Annotated in this window: 10 protein-coding genes; 6 read left to right on the top strand and 4 right to left on the bottom strand. The window is 71.4% G+C overall.

Features of this window, described 5'->3' with window-relative positions; translation table 11 throughout:
* Genes ACFYML_RS03285 through argH form a run of 6 tightly spaced genes read left to right on the top strand, consistent with a single transcriptional unit; the run spans position 1 to position 10,528 of the window.
* Positions 1-5,274, top strand: coding sequence for an amino acid adenylation domain-containing protein (locus ACFYML_RS03285; protein ID WP_387419039.1), 5,274 nt, complete (start codon positions 1-3; stop codon positions 5,272-5,274).
* A 5-nt stretch (positions 5,275-5,279) separates the two neighbouring features.
* Positions 5,280-5,864: an NADPH-dependent FMN reductase gene (locus ACFYML_RS03280; RefSeq protein ID WP_387419038.1), complete on the top strand. Its 585-nt coding sequence runs from the start codon at positions 5,280-5,282 to the stop codon at positions 5,862-5,864.
* Positions 5,861-6,814 carry a hypothetical protein gene (locus tag ACFYML_RS03275; protein ID WP_387419037.1) on the top strand — a complete coding sequence of 318 codons (954 nt, stop codon included), beginning with the start codon at positions 5,861-5,863 and terminating at the stop codon, positions 6,812-6,814. Before ACFYML_RS03280 ends, ACFYML_RS03275 begins: the two co-directional genes overlap by 4 nt.
* Positions 6,792-7,853 carry a pyridoxal-phosphate dependent enzyme gene (locus ACFYML_RS03270; protein WP_387419036.1) on the top strand — a complete coding sequence of 354 codons (1,062 nt, stop codon included), beginning with the start codon at positions 6,792-6,794 and terminating at the stop codon, positions 7,851-7,853. Before ACFYML_RS03275 ends, ACFYML_RS03270 begins: the two co-directional genes overlap by 23 nt.
* A complete protein-coding gene (locus ACFYML_RS03265) occupies positions 7,850-9,052 on the top strand; it encodes an ATP-grasp domain-containing protein (RefSeq protein WP_387419035.1) in 1,203 nt (400 codons plus the stop codon). Before ACFYML_RS03270 ends, ACFYML_RS03265 begins: the two co-directional genes overlap by 4 nt.
* Positions 9,053-10,528 (top strand): argininosuccinate lyase, encoded by a 1,476-nt coding sequence (argH, locus tag ACFYML_RS03260; RefSeq protein ID WP_387419034.1) that lies wholly within the window; start codon positions 9,053-9,055, stop codon positions 10,526-10,528.
* A gap of 3 nt (positions 10,529-10,531) precedes the next feature.
* Here the strand turns inward: argH and ACFYML_RS03255 are convergent, their stop codons facing one another.
* From ACFYML_RS03255 to ACFYML_RS03240, 4 genes are all read right to left on the bottom strand, one after another.
* On the bottom strand, positions 10,532-12,322 hold the full coding sequence (locus ACFYML_RS03255; RefSeq protein ID WP_387419033.1) for an ABC transporter ATP-binding protein/permease: 1,791 nt from the start codon (positions 12,320-12,322) through the stop codon (positions 10,532-10,534).
* Positions 12,323-12,324: 2 nt separating this feature from the next.
* The gene (gene sbnB, locus ACFYML_RS03250) at positions 12,325-13,338 is read right to left on the bottom strand and encodes a 2,3-diaminopropionate biosynthesis protein SbnB (RefSeq protein WP_387419032.1); all 1,014 of its coding nucleotides are present in this window, start codon (positions 13,336-13,338) and stop codon (positions 12,325-12,327) included.
* A gap of 14 nt (positions 13,339-13,352) precedes the next feature.
* A complete protein-coding gene (gene sbnA / locus ACFYML_RS03245) occupies positions 13,353-14,363 on the bottom strand; it encodes a 2,3-diaminopropionate biosynthesis protein SbnA (protein WP_387419031.1) in 1,011 nt (336 codons plus the stop codon).
* Positions 14,360-17,842: amino acid adenylation domain-containing protein (locus tag ACFYML_RS03240; protein ID WP_387419030.1), on the bottom strand; the 3,483-nt coding region annotated here is incomplete at its 5' end. The genes ACFYML_RS03240 and sbnA, both read right to left, overlap by 4 nt.

Below are 17,842 nucleotides of genomic sequence, written 5' to 3'. Positions count from 1 at the left end.
GTGGCGGACCGGGTCCGAGTGGTGGACATCCTGCCACTGACGCCCTTCCAGGAGGGCGTGCTGTTCCACGCCCTTTACGACCGGGAGGGCCCGGACGTGTACCACGTCCAGTACTCCCTCGACCTGGCTGGAGACCTGGACCCGGCCGCGATGCGTGCCGCCGCGGACGCTCTGGTGCGGCGCAACGCGGCCTTGCGCGCCGCCTTCCGCCAGCGCGACAACGGCCAGTCGGTGCAGCTGATCGTCGAGGGCGTGGCCGCGTCATGGCGCTTCGAGGACCTCCGGCAGCTGCCCGCCGAGCGCCGGGACGTCGAGGTGGCCCGGCTGACCGCGGCGGAGCTGGACCGGCGCTTCGACCTGGCGCAGCCCGCGTCGATTCGCTTCACCCTCATCCGCAGCGCCGACGACCAGTGGCGCCTGCTGCTCACGAACCACCACATCCTGCTGGACGGCTGGTCGATGCCGGTGCTGCTGCAGGAGCTCTTCCGGCTGTACGAGCGGCGCGGCGACGCCGGCGCGCTGCCGGCTCCGGTGCCGCACCGCGACCACCTCGCCTGGCTGGTCCGGCAGGACACCGAGAAGGCCCGGGAGGCATGGCGGGCGGCCCTGGCCGGGCTGACCGAGCCGACGCTGGTCGCCCCGGCCGACCCGGCCCGGCTGCCGGTCATGCCGCACAAGCACACGATCGTGCTGCCGGCCGAGTTGGCGGCGGCGATGACCCGGCTGGCGAAGGGGCACGGCCTTACCGCGAACACGATCATCCAGGGCGCCTGGGCGATCCTGCTGGCGCGCCTCACCGGCCGGGACGATGTGTGCTTCGGCGCCACGGTCAGCGGCCGGTCCGACGAGGTGGCCGGCGCCGAGGAGATGATCGGCTCGTTCATCAACGTCGTGCCGGTCCGGGTTCGCCCGCGGGCGTCGCGCCCGGTGGTCGAGCTGCTCGCCGAGCTGCAGGAGCAGCAGGCCGAGTTGCTGCCTCACCAGCACCTGGGCCTGACCGATATTCAGCGGACGGCCGGCCTGAGCCAGCTCTACGACACGGTGGTGATCGTCGAGAACTACCCGCTGGACCTGGCGAAGTTCAAGAACCTCGGCGCGGGGCTGTCGCTGGCCGGTGCCGACGTGCACGACGCGGCCCACGTCCCGCTCCGGCTCGTGGCCATCCCGTTCCCCGACTGGCAGCTGCAAATCGACTACCGGCCGGACCTGTTCGCCGCGGCCGAGGCCAAGACCATCGGCGACCGGCTCATCCGGCTCCTGGAGCAGATCTGCGGCCACCCCGAGCGCGCGCTGGGCCGGCTGTCGATACTGGGTCCCGACGAGCGGGCCCGGCTCATCACCGAGCTGACCGGGGCGCACCGGCCCGAGGCCATGAGCAGCCTGCTGGAGCGGGTGCACGAGGTGGCGGCGGCCCACGGCGAGGCACCAGCGGTGATCGCGGACGGCGTCCGCATCACCTATGCGGAGCTCGTCGGCCGAGCCGGCGCGCTGTCCCGTCAGCTGTTGTCCCTCGGCATCCCGCCGGGCGGCAGATGCGCCATCTACGCCGAGCGCGGCGTCAACGTCATCGTCGGGGTGCTCGGCACGCACGGGGCCGGCCACGCCTTCCTGCCGCTCGACACCCGCGCCCCGGCCGCCCGCAACGCGTCGCTGCTGCAGTCGAGCGGGGCGGATGTCCTGCTCGCCGGCCCCGAGCACGCCGAGACCGCCGCGGAGATCTCCGCGGCTGCGGGGGTGCGAGTCGTCGTCCTCGGCGAGGCTGCCCAGCCGGCCGGCATCGAGCCGCCCCCGGTCCGGCCGGATCAGGCGGCGTATCTGCTTTACACCTCCGGCAGTACCGGACTGCCCAAGGGCGCCCTCGTCCATCACCTCGGCATGGTCAACCATCTGGCTGCCAAGAACGAGGACCTCGACCTGGTCGCCGCCGACGTCGTGGTGCAAAACGCCCCGCTGACCTTCGACGTCTCGGTGTGGCAGATGCTCGCGGCGCTTACAGTTGGCGGCTGCGTCCTGGTCGTCGACGACGACACCGCCCTCGACCCGGTGGCGCTGTTCCGGCAGACCGACCGGGAGCGGGTCACAGTACTGGAGGTGGTGCCGTCGCTGCTGCGCGCCGCGTTGGACGCCTGGGACGACGGCGCGCCGCTGCCCGGGCTGGAGACGCTCCGCTGGCTGCTGGTCACCGGCGAGGCCCTCTCCGCCGACCTGTGCCGGCGCTGGTTCCGGCATTTCCCCGGCGTGCCGATGGTTAACGCGTACGGGCCCACCGAGTGCTCGGATGACGTGACGCACGGGTTCATCCGAAGCGCGGCGGACGTCGCCGGCGTGGTCGCGCCGATCGGCCGGGCGGTCCGCAACACCGAGCTCTACGTGCTGGACCAGACGCTCCAGCCGGCCCCGGCGGGCACGGCGGGCGAGCTGTACGTCGGCGGGCAGGGCGTGGGACTCGGCTATCTCGACAATCCGCTCGGCACGGCGCTGGCGTTCGTGCCGGATCCGTTCTCCGGCCGGGCCGGCGCGCGCCTGTACCGCACCGGCGACCTCGTACGCAGACTTCCCGACGGACAGCTCGAATTCCTCGGCCGGACCGACCACCAGGTGAAGATCCGCGGGCGGCGGGTCGAACTGGGGGAGATCGAGGCGGCGCTGCGGACCACGCCTGGCACCCGCGACGCGGTGGTGATGCTGCGCGCCGACACGGCCGGCCACGAGCGGCTGGTGGCCTACCTGGCCGGGCCGGTCGACCCGCATGACGCGCACAAGACGGCGGAGTCCCTGCTGCCGCCGCACATGGTGCCGGCCGTGTTCGTGGTGCTGGACAGCCTGCCGGTCTCCCCGAACGGGAAGATCGACCGCAAGGCCCTGCCCGTGCCGCAGAGCCCCGCCGGCAGCAGCGGGCGGGCACCGCGCACCGCGACGGAGAAGACCCTCGCGGACCTTTTCGCCGACGTCCTCGGCACCGCCGGCGTGACGATCGACGACAACTTCTTTCAGCTCGGCGGGCATTCGCTGCTCGCTACCCGGCTGGTCAGCCGGATCCGGGCCACCCTGAACACCGAGCTGCCCACCCGGGCCATCTTCGAGGCACCCACCATCGCCGCCCTCGCCGCCCGCCTCACCGAGGCAACCGGCGGGAGGCGGCCCGCGCTGACCGCCGGGTCGCGGCCGGCCGGAGCCCCGCTGTCCTACGCGCAGCGCCGCCTGTGGTTCCTGGCCGAGCTCGAAGGTCCGAGTGCCACCTACAACCTGCCCAATGCGCTGCGGTTCGACGGCCCGATCGACCACGACGCCCTGCACGCCGCGTTGGGTGATCTGATCGGCCGGCACGAAAGCCTGCGCACCCTGATCCGGGTCGTCGAGGGGGAACCGACCCAGCACGTCCTCGAAGACTTCTCCGTGCCGCTGCAGCGGCACGACAGCACCGCGCCGCGGTTGCCCGACGACCTCGCCGCCGCCGCGCGCCGGCCGTTCCACCTGGACCGTGAGCTACCGCTGCGCGCGGACCTGTTCACTCTGGACGACCGGCAACACGTGCTGCTGCTGACCCTGCACCACATCGCGGGCGACGGCTGGTCCTTCGCGCCCCTCGCCGAGGACCTCACCACCGCCTATCAGGCTCGCCGGCAGGGACAGGCCCCCGGCTGGGCGCCCCTGCCGGTCCAGTACATCGACTACACGCTCTGGCAGCAGAAGCTGCTCGGCACCGTACGCGACGAGCAACTCGCTTACTGGCGCCAGAAGCTCGAAGGGCTACCGGACCACCTCGTCCTGCCCACCGACCGGCCCCGGCCGGCCATCGCCAGCCATCACGGCGCCACCACGCACTTCACCATGCCGGCCACCCTGCATCGGGACCTCACCCGCCTGGCCCGGCGGCACGACGCCACGCTGTTCATGGTCATCCACGCCGGACTGGCCGCCCTGCTGACCCGCCTCGGAGCCGGCACCGACATTCCGATCGGCGCACCCATCGCCGGGCGTACCGATCCCGCGCTGGACAAGCTGATCGGCTTTTTCGTCAACACCCTCGTGCTGCGCACCACCACGGCGGACAACCCCACCTTCACCGAGCTGCTGCAGCAGACCCGCGCCACCAACCTCGACGCCTACACCCACCAGGACCTGCCCTTCGACTACCTGGTCGAGGCCCTCAACCCCAACCGCTCCCTGGCCCGCCACCCGTTCTTCCAGGTCATGCTCGTCCTGCAGAACGTCGCGAAGGTCGACTACGCGGGCCTGGGCATCACCGACGAAGAGATCTTCAATCCGATCTCCCGGTTCGACCTGGTCATCGAGGTGAACGAGCGCTTCGGCGACGACGGCAGCGAGCGGGGGCTGCAAGGCTTCATCCAGTACGCCGACGAACTCTTCGACCGGGCGACCATCGAATTCTTCGTCGCCGCCTGGGAGCGGCTGCTCACCGCGGCCGCCGCGGACCCGACGTTGCCGGTCGGCCGTCTGCCGGTGCTCGGCGAGCAGGACCGGCACGATCTGATGGCGGCCGGCAACGCCAGGCAGTCGTTCGTGCTCGACGACGCGCTGGAGCCGGTGCCGTACGGCGTGCTTGGCGAGTTGTACGTCAGCGTGGACGGGCCGGCGGCGGACACGGTCGCCAACCCGTTCGGACCCCCGGGCACGCGTCTGCGGCGTACCGGGAACCTGGCCAAATGGACGCGGCAGGGAGAGTTGCACGTCGCAGGCCGGGTCGAGGACCAGGTTTTGATTGACGGGGTGCCGGTGCACCCGGCGGAGATCGCGGCCCGACTGGCGGACGGCGACCTGCTGTCCCAGGCCGTCGTGGTGGCCGACGAGGACGGCCTGCTGGCCTACGTGGTGCCCAGGCAGTCCGGCACCGCAGTCCACGCCATCCGGCGGGCATGGAGCGAACGGCTGCCCGACTACCTCGTCCCCCGGCGACTGGTGCTGCTGGACGCGCTGCCGCTGACCGCCGCAGGCACGGTGGACACGGACGCGCTGCCCGCCCCGCCGGAGCCGGGTGCGGCGGGGCCGGCCTCGGCCGGCGGGCGGGAGACGATCCTGCGCAAACTCTTCGCCGAGGTCCTGGAGGTGCCGTCGGTCACCGACGACGACAACTTCTTCGACCTCGGCGGGCACTCCCTGCTGGCCGTCCGCCTGCTCAGCCGGATCCGCAGCGAGCTGGGCGTCGAGCTGAACCTGCGGGACGTCATGATGGACCCGACCGTTGCCGGCGTGGCGGAAGCCCTGGCCGGCGCGGCGCAGACCACCCGGCCCCCGCTGCGGCGCATGCGGTGAGCGACATGGGCGTGATCCGCGTGGTGGCCCTGTGCGGAAGCCAGGCGCCGCAGTCGTCCACGGAGAGCCTGCTGCGGGTGGCGGCGACGCACGCCGAGCTGCTGGGCGCAGACGTGTGCTTCTTCCGGGGCGAGCAGCTGCGGCTTCCGCTGTACGGTTCGCCGGCCGACGCCCGCGACGCGGCGGCGGTCGGCGAGCTCCTCGCCTCGGTGGCCGCGGCCGACGGCGTACTGCTGGGATCGCCCTCCCATCACGGCTCGCTCTCAGGACTGCTGAAGAACGCCATCGACTACCTGGAAGGACTCCGGGACCACGCGAACCCGTACCTCACCGACAAGGCGGTCGGCTGTGTCGCCGTCGGTGCGGGTACGCAGGGCCCAGTCAACACGATGCGTTCCCTGCGCGACACGGTGCACTCCCTGCGCGGCTGGCCGACCCCGCTGGGCGTGGCGGTGGACCGCGCGTCGGCGCTGTGCCAGGGGATACCGAGCCCGGCCGTTGAACACCAGCTAGCCCTGGTGAGCCGGCAGGTGGTGGAATTCGCGCTGGCACGCCGCGCCGGCGCTGGAGAGAGACGGGTAGGCAATTGAGCAGCCAGCAGGACGAGGCGCAGGGCACCCTGCTCCTTCCCGGCGACGGCGACCGCCGGGGGTGGGGGACCGCACACGGCCACCACGGCGAGCTTCTGCAGGGTGTCTTCGAGTTCGCCGGTTCCCTGCACCGGGGACTGGTCACGCTGCCCTGCCCGATCATGAGTACCGAGGTGAGCGTCGTCGTCACCGAGGAAACTCCGGAGTGGACGGTGCATCCGCCGTGGAAGACCAAGGCGTTGCTGGCAGCCCGCGCCACCGCCGACATCCTGGGCGAAAAGGCCGGCGGGGCCGTATCGGTGCAGAGCAACATCCCTACCGGCTTCGGCATGGGGTCGTCCACCAGCGACGTCACCGCCACCGTCCGGGCCGTGCTGAGCGCGTTCGGCGGCACCCTGCCCACCGACCGGATCGCACGCATCGCGGTCGAGGCCGAGCGCGCCGCGGACCCGCTGATGTACGACCGCATGCTGCTGTTCGCCCACCGGGAGGGCCTGATCCTGGAGGACTTCCAGGTGCGCATGCCGCGGATGAAGGTGATCGGCTTCGCCGCCCGCCCCGAGCCGATCGACACCCTGGCACTCGTGCCGGCCCGGTACAGCCGGTGGGAGATCGAGAGCTTCCGCGCGCTGCGGGGCATGCTGCGCCGGGGCGCGGCCCAGGGCGACGTGGCGGCGCTGGGCCGGGCGGCCACCGCGAGCGCCCGGCTGAACCAGCGGTTCCTGCCGATCGAGCACTTCCCGCGGCTGCTCCAGGTGACCGAGGAGACCCGCGCGGCCGGCATCGAGGTGGCGCACAGCGGCAGCGTGGCCGGCCTGCTCTACGACGCCGCGGACCCGAATCTCGCCGGCAAGATCGACCGGGCCCGGCGTGAGCTCTTCCGCATCGGTATCTCCCACACCTGGGAGTTCTTCACGGACGGGGACGATGAGCGCCTTCCGGATTCGTAAGCCCTTCACGGACGTCGTGGATTCGGCCGTCCTGCCGCGGCTCATCCACCTCTCCGGCGACCTGTACGCCGCCGCCTTCCAGCTCATGAAGCTCCTGCCCGCGCAGTTCGTGCTGCAGCGGGCCATGGAACAGGGGCAGCTGACCGAGCGCAGCACGGTCATCGAGACCACCTCCGGCACGTACGGGCTGGGGCTGGCCATGGTGTGCCGCCGGCTCGGGCTACCGCTGATCCTGGTCGGCGACACCGCCATCGACAGTCACCTGCGGCGCCGGCTGGAGGCGCTCGGCGCCCGGGTGAGCATCGTCAGCGGACAGGCCGCCCGGACCGGTGGGATCCAGCAGGCGCGCCTCGACCGGGTGGAACGCATCCGGGCGCGGCACCGCTCGCCATTCACCCCCGGCCAGTACGACAACACCATGCACGCCAACGCGTACGGCCGGGTCGCCGAGCTGATCACCGAGTCGTTCCCGCAGGTGGACGCACTGATCTGCCCGGTCGGCTCGGGCAGCTCCTCGACCGGCATCGCCGGTTTCCTCCGGCTGCTCTGGCCCGATCTCGTGCTGATCGGCGTCGACACCCCCGGCAGCGTCCTGTTCGGCGCGCCGAACGGCCGGCGCCGGCTCCGCGGCCTAGGCAACGGGCTGCTGCCGAAGGTGCTGGACCATTCACTGTTCGACGAGGTGCATTGGGTGCCGGCCGGGGACGCGTTCGCCATGACCCGGCGGCTGCACGCCGACCACACGCTTTTCATGGGCCCGACCAGCGGTGCCGCCTACCAGGTGGGCCAGTGGTGGACGCGGCACAACCCGGGCGGCACGGTGCTGGCCGTGATGCCCGACGAGGGGCACCGCTACCAGCGGACGGTCTTCCACGACGCGTGGCTGCGGCGGGAGGGGCTGGCCGGCGTCGAAGCGCCCCGCGAGCCGACGGAGATCGCGCATCCAGGCGACCTGGAGGACCGCTGGAGCCGGTACGCCTGGGGGCGGCGCACCCGCGACGAGGTCGTCGACCTGCGGGCGGCGGTGGGCGCGCGATGAGCGACCGCATCCTCGTCCTGGTGGAGAGCAACACCTCCGGCACCGGGCGGCTCTTCGTCCGGCGCGCCCGGGCGAGCGGCCTGAGGCCCGTGCTGCTCACCGAGAACGCGTCCCGCTACCACTGGGGAGACGACGAGCCGGACGTCGTCGCGGCCCGGACGGACGACCTCGACGACGTGGTGCGCGCGTGCGCGAACCTGGCCGGCGATCTGGCCGGGGTAGGCACCAGCTCGGAGTACTACGTGGGCATCGCGGCCGCGGCCGCGGGCCGGTTCGGGCTGCCCGGCGCCGACCCGGCCGCGGTCGAGGTCACCCGGGACAAGGAACGGCAGCGCGAGCTGCTGCACGCCGCTGGCGTTCAGGTCCCGCGCTTCGCCGGCGTCTCCGATGTGGACGACGCGGCGGTCGCGGTTGACCGGCTCGGCACGCCGGTCGTCGTCAAGCCGGTCTCCGGCAGCGGCAGCCGCGGCGTGCGCCTGTGCGGCACCGCGGCGGAGGCCGTCCGGTACGCGGGCAAGCTGCTGGGCGAGCGGGTCGACGAGCGCGGCCGGCCGCTACCGCAGCGGATCCTGCTGGAGCAGTACGTCCCAGGGACGGAGTTCTCCGTCGAGCTCTTCGCCGGTGTCCCGGTCGGCGTGACGCGCAAGCATCTCGGCGCACCGCCGTCCTTCGTGGAGACCGGCCACGACTTTCCGGCGCCGCTTTCCCCGCCGGACGAGGACGCTTTGCGAGACGCGGCCCGGCGGGCGGTGTTGCGGCTCGGGCTGTCCTTCGGCCCGGCGCACGTGGAGCTGCGCCTCGGCCCGGACGGCCCGGTGCTCATCGAGGTCAACCCGCGGCTGGCGGGCGGCTGGATTCCCCGCCTGGTGCAAGAGGCGACCGGCCTGGACCTGGTGCTGGAGACCGTCCGCGGGTTCGCCGGCCTGCCGCCGCGCCTGTCCCAGGACGTCGCACCGCGACCCAGCTCGATCCGTTTCCTCATCCCGGACGCCGAGGGCGAGCTGGTCGCCGTGCACGGCGTCGAGGACGCCGGGGCGATCCCCGGCGTCGTCGAGGTGCAGATCTACCGCGAGCCGGGCACCCTGCTGGCCCGCAACGGCGACTTCCGCGACCGCATCGGCCACGTCGTCGCGCAGTCCGGCGCGGCCGCCGAGGCGGCGCTGCACAAGCTCACACCGGAGATCCGGAAGGAACCCTGAATGACGGCGACAGGAGGGGCGGACACCGGACGACTGACCACCGGCCTGGACCCCGAGCTTCAGCGCATGCTGCTGGAACCCCGCTGGAAGGTCACCGCGCCGTGGAAGGCCGAGCTGGACCGCATCGCCCGGGTGGACCTGGCGCACGTGGTCATGCTCGCCGAGCGAGGCATCGTCGGGCGGGCCGCGGCCGCGGCCCTGCTGGCGGCCGTCACCGATTTGCGCCGGCAGGACTTCCGGCCAATCGAGGGCCGGCCCGCGCCGCGCGGCCTGTACCTTGCCTACGAGGGCCACCTGATCGAGACGCTGGGCGAGGGGGTGGGCGGCCTGCTGCACACCGGCCGCTCGCGCAACGACCTCAACGCCACCTGCCTGCGGCTCGGCTTGCGCGAGCCGCTGGCCGAGCTGATCCACCGCCTGATCCGGCTGGAACTCGTCCTGATCAACCGCAGCCGGCGGTACGGCGAGTGCGTCATGCCGGCCTACACCCATTTCCAGCCGGCGACCCCCATCACGTACGGGCATTACCTGACCGGCCTGGCCGGCGGCCTGGCCCGGGAGGTGGACGCGCTGCTGGCAGCGGGCGAGGGGCTGGCCTACAGCTCGCTAGGTGCCGGTGCCGTCGGTGGCACCTCGATCCCGATCGACGCGGATCGGACCGCCGAGCTGCTCGGCTTCGCCGGCCCGCTGCGCAACTCGATCGACGCGGTAGCCGCGCGGGACGTGGTGCTGCGAATCGCGGCCGCGGCCGCGACGCTGGGTGTGCTGCTGAGCCGGGCCGCGACCGACCTGCTGCTCTGGTCGTCACAGGAGTTCGACCTGCTGACGGTGCCCGATGACCTGGTGGGCTCGAGTTCGATGATGCCGCAGAAACGCAATCCGTTCGTCCTTGAAAACGTACGCGGCAAGTCCTCGGCTGCGCTCGGGGCGTTCGTGACCGCGGCCGCGGCGATGCGCAACGAGCCGTACACCAACTCGATCTCGGTGGGCACCGAGGGAATCAAGCCGATATGGGACGCGCTGCGCGAGAGCAGCGACGCCGCCGCGATCCTGGTCAAGGTGTTCTCCCGGACCACAGTGAACCCCGCGGCCATGCAGCGGCGCGCGCGGGACGGCATGACCGTCGCGACGGCGATCGCCGAGGAGTTGGTGCGCAGCGGCGTCCCGTTCCGGCGCGCCCACCACGAGGTGGGCCGGGCCGTGCGGCTTGTCCTGGAGGCGGAGGCGTCGTCGATGGGTGAGGCGCTGAAGGACCGTATCGAGGACGTGCCGACGGAGCCGGCGGAGGTGTGCGCCGCGGCCGAGTACGGCGGCGGCCCGGGTCCCCGGTCCCGAGCCCGGGCGATCGCCGAGGCCGGTGAGCGCGCGGTGGCTCACCGGCGCCGTCTGCTCGGCTGGACGATGGGATGGGAGGCGGGAGAGGAGCGGCTGGCCGCCGCCGTGCAGGGGATCATCACCGGCACGCCGGCGGCGTGAGCCTCACAGCCGCCAGCGTAGCCAGCGGGCCGACCCGATCAGGCCGAGCAGCGCCATCCCGGTGAGCACGACGAGATCGACGGTCAGCGGCATACCCAGGTCTCCGCTCATCGTCCGGCGGAGCGCGTCGGCCGCGTACGTCGGCGGCAGCGCCCACCCGATGATCTGCAGGGGCACCGGGAGCGCGGCCGCGGGGATCATCACCGGGGCGATCAGCAGCAGCGCGAACACCAGGATGTTGGTGACGATCGCGATGATGTCCACCCGGGCGAACAGGCTGCCGATCATCATGCCCAGCGATGCCAGCGACAGCGCCGACAGCGGCAGCACCAGCAGCAGGAGCGGGGAGGGTGACAGCTGCAGGTCGTACAGCATCGCCCCGGCCACCATCGGGGTGAGCAGGCCCGGAGCTATCAGCAGCAGCCGGGAGAGCATGAGCGCGGAGACGAACGAGACCTTGCTGATCGGTAGTGACGCGTAGTACATGATTGTGCCTTCGGCCTTGAGCATGCCGACCCGTTGCGCCAGGTTGCTGACGTTCTCGGTGGTCAGCGCGAAGACGGTGGCGCCGCTGATGATGTAGAGCATGCTCTGCCGGTCGGTCAGTCCGGAGCCGATCTTCGTCATGCCGAAGACCATGGCGAGCGGCATGAGAACCCCGAACAGCACATTCCACACCCAGGTGGTACGGGCTCCGAGCATCTGTTCCAGCCACAGGTGGCCCACCTCGCGCACCCGGCGGCCGATCGACTCCCGGGCCGGTGGCCGCGGGCGGGGGGTTGCGGCGGGAACGGCCGGGGGCACCGGCGCCGCCGGCGGCGAGGGGAACTCCTGCCGGTCGCCGGTCGCCTCCAGTTCCAGATAGGCCTCCTCCAGGCTGGGCCGCGCCACCCGGAAGTCGTCGACGCGCTTGAGCCGGACGTCGGACACCACCACGTCCATAAGCGCGCCGATGCGATCCGGTTCGGCCCGGATCACGTACCCGCCCTCCTTGCCGCGCGGAGCCAGCGAGCCGAACGACGCCAGCCGCTCGGCGGCGGCCGGGGTGAGCGTCTCACCCTCCTTGAGCCGTAGCTCCAGCCGGACCTGGCTGCCCAGGTGCTCCTTGAGTTCGCCGGGAGTGCCCTCGGCGACGATCCGGCCGCCGTTCATCACGGCCACCCGGTGCACCGCCTGCTCGGCCTCGTGCACGTTGTGGGTGACCAGCAGGACGGTGGTGCCGTCCTGCTCGTTGCGGCGCCGCAGCGCGTCCCACACCATCCGTCGGCTGCGCGGGTCCAGTTCGTTCGTCGGCTCGTCCAGCACCAGCAGCCGCGGCCGGCCGACCAGCGCCATGGCGAGGTTGACCAGGCGCAACTGGCCGCCGCTCAACGCGTTGACGTAGCGGTCGGCTTCGGCGGCGATGCCGAACTCGTCGAGCAGGTCGTCGCTCTGCCGCCGGGCGGCCTCGCCGGACAGCCCGCGGAGCCGGCCGGTGTAGGCGAGTGCCCGCCGCACCTCGATGAGCCGCATCGCCAGGCCCTGCTGCGGCAGGAAACCCACCAGGTGCTTGACTGCCTCCGGCTGCTGGACGACGTCGACGTCCGCCACCCGGATCGATCCCGATGTCGGCGTGAGCAGCCCCAGGATCTGCATGACCATGGTGGTCTTGCCCGCGCCGTTGGCGCCGAGCAGGCCGAACACCTGACCCGGCGCGACGGCCAGGTCGATGTCGACGTTGGCGTGCACCAGGGCGCCACCCTTGCTCCGGTACGTACGGGTAAGGCCGTTGATGTCCAGGAACGGCTCGTCCATGGCTAGCCCGCGGGGAAGAAGCCGGCCACCGGGCTTCCTCCGCCGAGTCCGGCCACCCTGTCGTAGACGTGCTTGCCGACGGCCAGGTCGAGCACGCCCAGCCCGAACGGGGAGAAGACGACGGCTCGCCCCGGGTCCCGGGTGAAGCCGCCCGTCAGCACATCGGCGAGCGTGCCGTCGATGAAGTCCTGGTGTCCGAACCGCTCCGCCGCGAGGTGCAGCGAGGTCCGCTCGCGCACGACGTGCCCGATGTCGTCGGTGACGTTCTGCGCCGCGGCGATCAGCGCCGGGTCGAGGTCGCGGAGCGAGACGTGCAGCACGACAGGGGCGTGCCGGAGGAGCTGCGGGTCGGCGAGGTGCGGCGTGCCCGCGACGGTCGCGAGGATCACCAGGTCGCACGCGGAGAACGCCTCGCGGACGTCGCCGACGGCCCTGACGTCGGGCGCGCCGGTCTCGCGCAGCGTCTGCGCGAACCGCTCGGCTGCTGCCGGATCGGTGTCGAACAGCCGGTACCCGCCGATCTCCCAGCCGAGCTCGGTGAGAAAGCGCCGGATGTGCTCGGCGATCAAGCCGGTGCCGACGAAGCCCACCCGCCCGGCACGCCGCCCGCCGATGAGTTCCTCGGCGGCCAGCGTGGCGGACCCGGCGGTGCGGGCGGCCGAGATGAGCGAGGACTCGAGGCACGCGTACGGGAACCCGGTCCTGGCATCGTTGAGCAGCAGGACGGCCGACGCCCGCGCCAATCCGTGCGTGATGTTGCCGGGAAAGCTGGCGATCCACTTCACGCCCGAGACCCGGAACCGCCCGCCCAGGTAACCGGGCAGCGCGATGATCCGGTCCCGTTCTCGGTCCGGGAAGCGCAGGAAGCTGCTGTGCGGCAGCGACGAGTCGCCACGGGCGTGCGTCAGGTACGCGTCACGCACGATGTCCTGAACCGTTTCCCGGTTCCCTTCGATCTGCTCGGCGACCTCGGCGCCGCGGACGACGAGCAGTGCTTCGGGCGGGGCGTAGGGCATGCTCTCTCCTCCAATCACACCGATGCCGTTGAGATCAACACGTCGTCGATCCGCTCCGGATAGGTCTCGGCGACCCACTGTGGGTTGAAGACGGTGTCGGCATAGGCGTTGCCGCGGTCGGCGCACAGGAACACGACCCGCGGGCGGGGCCCGCGGTAGTCGGCGAAGTAGTGCTGGACGGCCGCGTAGACGCTGCCGCTGGACCCGCCGGCGAAGATGCCGTGCCGCTGCCACAGCTGGATGCAGCCGACGATGCTCGCGTACTCGGACACCAGCAGGGTCTCGTCGATGAGTGCGTGCTGCAGCAGCGGCGGGACGATGCTGGAGCCGATGCCGGGGATGCGCCGGCGGCCCGGGGCGCCGCCGAAGATGACCGATCCCTCGACGTCGACGGCGATGACGCGTACGCGCGGATCGGTCTTCTTCAGACGACGGGACAGACCAGCGATGGTGCCGGCCGTACCGACACCGACGAAGACGTGGGTGATACGGTCCAGCGCGTCGCACAACTCCGATGCGGTGAAGCGATAGTGCGCGTCCGCGCCGTCGGTGTTCGCGTACTGGTTGGGCCAGTAAGAGTCCGGCAGTTCCGCGCGCAGGTCCTGCACCCGTCGGAGGCGCGACTTCAGGAAGCCGCCGGTGTCGTCGATGTCGTGCACCCGCTCCACCCGGCTGCTGAGCGCTCGCAAAAAGTTTTCGGTGCTCCGGTTGATGTTCGAGTCGATCACCGGGACGAACTCGAGACCGAGCGAGGCGCAGAGCGACGCAAGGGCGATGGCGAAATTGCCCGAGGACGACTCGACCAGGACCGACTTCCGGGTCACCTGCTCACGCAGAATCGCCTGCCGCAGGATCCACAGGGCCGACCGGTCCTTGGCGCTGCCGGAGAAGTTGCTGAACTCCAGCTTGGCGTAGAGGTCCAGCCGCTCGTCGGCCAGCGGGACCAGCGGTGTCGGCATCATCGCCGCGGCCAGCGACTCGACGTGCCGCATCAGCCCGTCGCGCTCTCGGTTGCCGCTCGTCATGCCAGTCTCCGGCCGAGGACGGCGCCGATTTCGTCCACCGCCGGTTGCTCCATCATGTCGTTGTGCGCGCCTGAGACCGGGTGTTGTTCGACCTGTCCGGTCACGTAGGGCTCCCAGCCGAGGTGCGGCTGGTCACCCTCGACCGAGAAGAACAGCACGTCACCCTCGAACACCTCAGGCTTGGACTCCCGGACGATCGCGCGGGTGTTGATCGCGGCGTCCACGAACGCCGGGAAGATCCAGTCGCCGAGATGCTCCCAGCCGCCGTATTCCTCCCGCAGCAGCGCCAGGACAGCTTCCCGGTCCCGCTGCCGGCCGTCGTCCCGCCGGAGGAATTCGACGATCCGGCGCAGGACCATGTCCTCGTCGTCGTCACCCTGTCGGCGGTGCCAGTCCGGCACGTACGAGTCAAGCAGCGCCAGGAAGCTGACCTGCTCACCCTCCTGTTGCAGGGCCGTGGCCACGGCATGCGCCACATTGCCGCCGGAGGACCAGCCCAGCAGCCGGTACGGCCCGTGGGGCGCGACCGAGCGGATCTGCTCCACGTAGTCGAGCGCCATCTCCGCCACCGAGCGGGGCAACCGGTCGGGCTCCAGGATCCCGCGGGCCTGCAGGCCGTACACCGGAACATCGGCCGGCACGTGCTCGGCGAGCCGGCGGTACGCCCAGCTCAGCCCGTACAGCTCATGGATGCAGAACAGCGGCGGCTCGCTGCCCGACGCCCGAATCGGCAGCAGCACGGCGACATCATCCCGGCCGGTCCGCTCGCCGATCCGCTCGGCGAGCGCGGCGACCGTGGGCGACTCGAACACAGTCCGGATGCTCACGTCCCCGCCCAGCTCGGCGCGCACTCGGCTGACCAGCCGGATCGCCAGTAACGACTGGCCGCCCAGCTCGAAGAAGTCGTCGTCGATGCCGATTTCCGGCACGTCCAGGATCTGGCCGAACAACCGGCACAGCGCCTCTTCACGGTCGGTCCGCGGTGGCCGGCGCGGCCCCCGGTCCGCCCGGGCCGCGTTGGGCAGGGCGCGCCGGTCCAGCTTGCCGTTGTGCGACAGTGGCAGCCCGTCGAGCACGACCATGGCGTCGGGGACCATCGGCAGCGGCAGCCGCTCCCGCAGGTGCCCGCGCACGTCCTCGACCAGGCGGTCCGGGTCGGACCATCGCTTCACCGGTGGCGGGATGGCGCCGCCGCGCACCTCGCGGACGGCGTACAGCGTCACCAGCCGGGTGCGGTGCAGCGCCGAGGTAACGCCGGAAGTGACCTGGAAGCCCTTCCCCTTGAGGAGTTCGGTGATCGCGTCGAGGCGGCCGCCCACGTCGTGCACCTCGGCGACGACCTGGTCGATGATCGGCCAGTGCGCGTCCTCGATGCCGCGCAGGATGTCCTCCTCGCTCTTCTCCGCGTCGACCTTCAGCAGGTCGATGCGGTCGACCCCGGTCTCGCGGATCATCTGGGACAGCGTGCGCACCCGGGTCGACACGATCTCCTGCCGCATCCGGTCGCTGACCAGCTCGTCCACCATCGCACGCAGGCCCTCGACTCCCGGCTCGGTGACCTCCTGCCAGGTCTGTTCCGTGTACGCCTGGACGACCGTCCGGTCCTCGTCGGTGTCCGCGTAGCGTCCGGACATGATGGACAGCTCCGGGTAGTAGGCGAACTTCACCGTCCCGTCGGCGTCGGACAGGCCCATCGGGTGCAGCCGCGCGTTGACGCCGTGCAACCGGGTGTTGAGCGCGAGCACCTGGAACAGGTCCGGGATCGGCTCGAAGGCGTGCACCACACCCTTGGGGGCGCGCGCCGCGGCGTACAGCGTGAACATGCCGATGTGCGCGCCGACGTCGAACACGCACGCGTCCTCCGCGATGACGATGCCGTTTCGCAGGTACTCCTCGTCCTCCCAGATCTCCTCGCGCAGGAACGTGGTTTCCGACCGGTTGCGGTAGAAGACCGACATCCCGTCCGGGAAGGTCATGCGCGGTACGCCGTCGGGGGTCCGGTCCTTCTCCAGTGCTAACAGCGCCCGGACCGCGGCCGCCCTGGACCCGTCCGGCACCAGGTAGCCGACCAGCCGCTGCTCGCCGCGCTGGTCGACGTCGAGCGTCACGACGGCCTCGGCCACCGCCTCGTGCTCCAGGATCGTGCTTTCGATCTCACCGAGCTCGATCCGCATGCCGCGGAGTTTGACCTGGTGGTCGACGCGGCCGAGGAAGTCTAGGGTGCCGTCGGGGAGCCAGCGGGCGAGGTCGCCGGTGCGGTAGAGGCGGCTGCCGGGGGTGCCGTGCGGGTTGGCGGTGAAGCGTTCGGCGGTGAGGTCGGGGCGGTTGTGGTAGCCGCGGGCGAGTTGGACGCCGGCTAGGTAGAGCTCGCCGGGGACGCCGGGTGGCAGCGGCCGGAGGCGCCGGTCCAGCACGTACACCTGGGTGTTCCAGACCGGCCGGCCGATCGGCACCGAGGCACCTTGCCGGCCGGGGGTGCAGGGGGCGAAGGTGACGTCCACCGCCGCCTCCGTGGGCCCGTAGAGGTTGAAGAGCCCGGCCTGCAGCGTCGCGTGGAACTTCTCGGCCAGGTGGGCGGGCAGCGCCTCGCCGCTGCAGATGACCCGCTTCAGGCTGCGGCAGGCCGTGGTGGCCGGCTCCTGGAGGAAGGTGGCGAGCATCGACGGCACGAAATGGATGGTCGTGATTCGCTCACGCTGGATCAGGGCGGCCAGGTAGTCGGGCTCGCGGTGGCCGTCCGGCTTGGCCATCACGAGGGTTGCGCCCACGAGGACCGGCCAGAAGAACTCCCACACCGAGACGTCGAAGCCGGCCGGCGTCTTCTGCAGAACCCGGTCCTCGGGCGTGAGCCCGAATTCGGCCTGCATCCAGTCGAGGCGGTTGACGATCGACCGATGCGACACCATGACGCCCTTGGGCCGGCCGGTGGACCCGGAGGTGTAGATGAGGTACGCGGTGTTGTCGGGGTGTGTCCTGGTGGGCGGGTTGGTGGTGGGCTGGGCGGCCACGGCCGCAGCGGTTTCCGGGTCGTCGAGGTAGAGAACGGGGACGTCGTTCGCGCCGTTGCCGGTGGTGGTGATGAGCAGCCGGGGCCGCGCGTCCGCGAGTAGCTGCTGGATGCGGGTGGCGGGGTGGTCCGGGTCGATGGGGAGATAGGCGGCCGCGGTCTTGCCGATGGCCAGCAGGGTGATGAGCAGCTGGGTGCTGCGGGGCACCGCGACGGCGATGGTGGTGTCGAGGCCCGCGCCGAGGTGGTGAGCAAGCTGATTGGCGCGGTCGTTGAGCTGTTGGTAGGTGAGCGTGGTGGCGCCGTCGGTGACCGCGATGGCGTACGGAGTGCGCGCGGCTTGCTGCTCGAAACGTTTGCTCAGCGTGCCCGGGCGATGGTCGCTCGTGGTGTTGTTCCAGGTGGTGAGGATCTGGTGGTGTTCGTTGGGTAGGAGGATGTTGAGGTCGTCGATGGGGGTGTGTGGGTGGTT

The organism is Micromonospora sp. NPDC007230, assembly GCF_042869115.1.
In the GTDB taxonomy this organism is placed as follows: domain Bacteria; phylum Actinomycetota; class Actinomycetes; order Mycobacteriales; family Micromonosporaceae; genus Micromonospora.
This window is presented reverse-complemented; position numbering and strand designations above follow the sequence as displayed.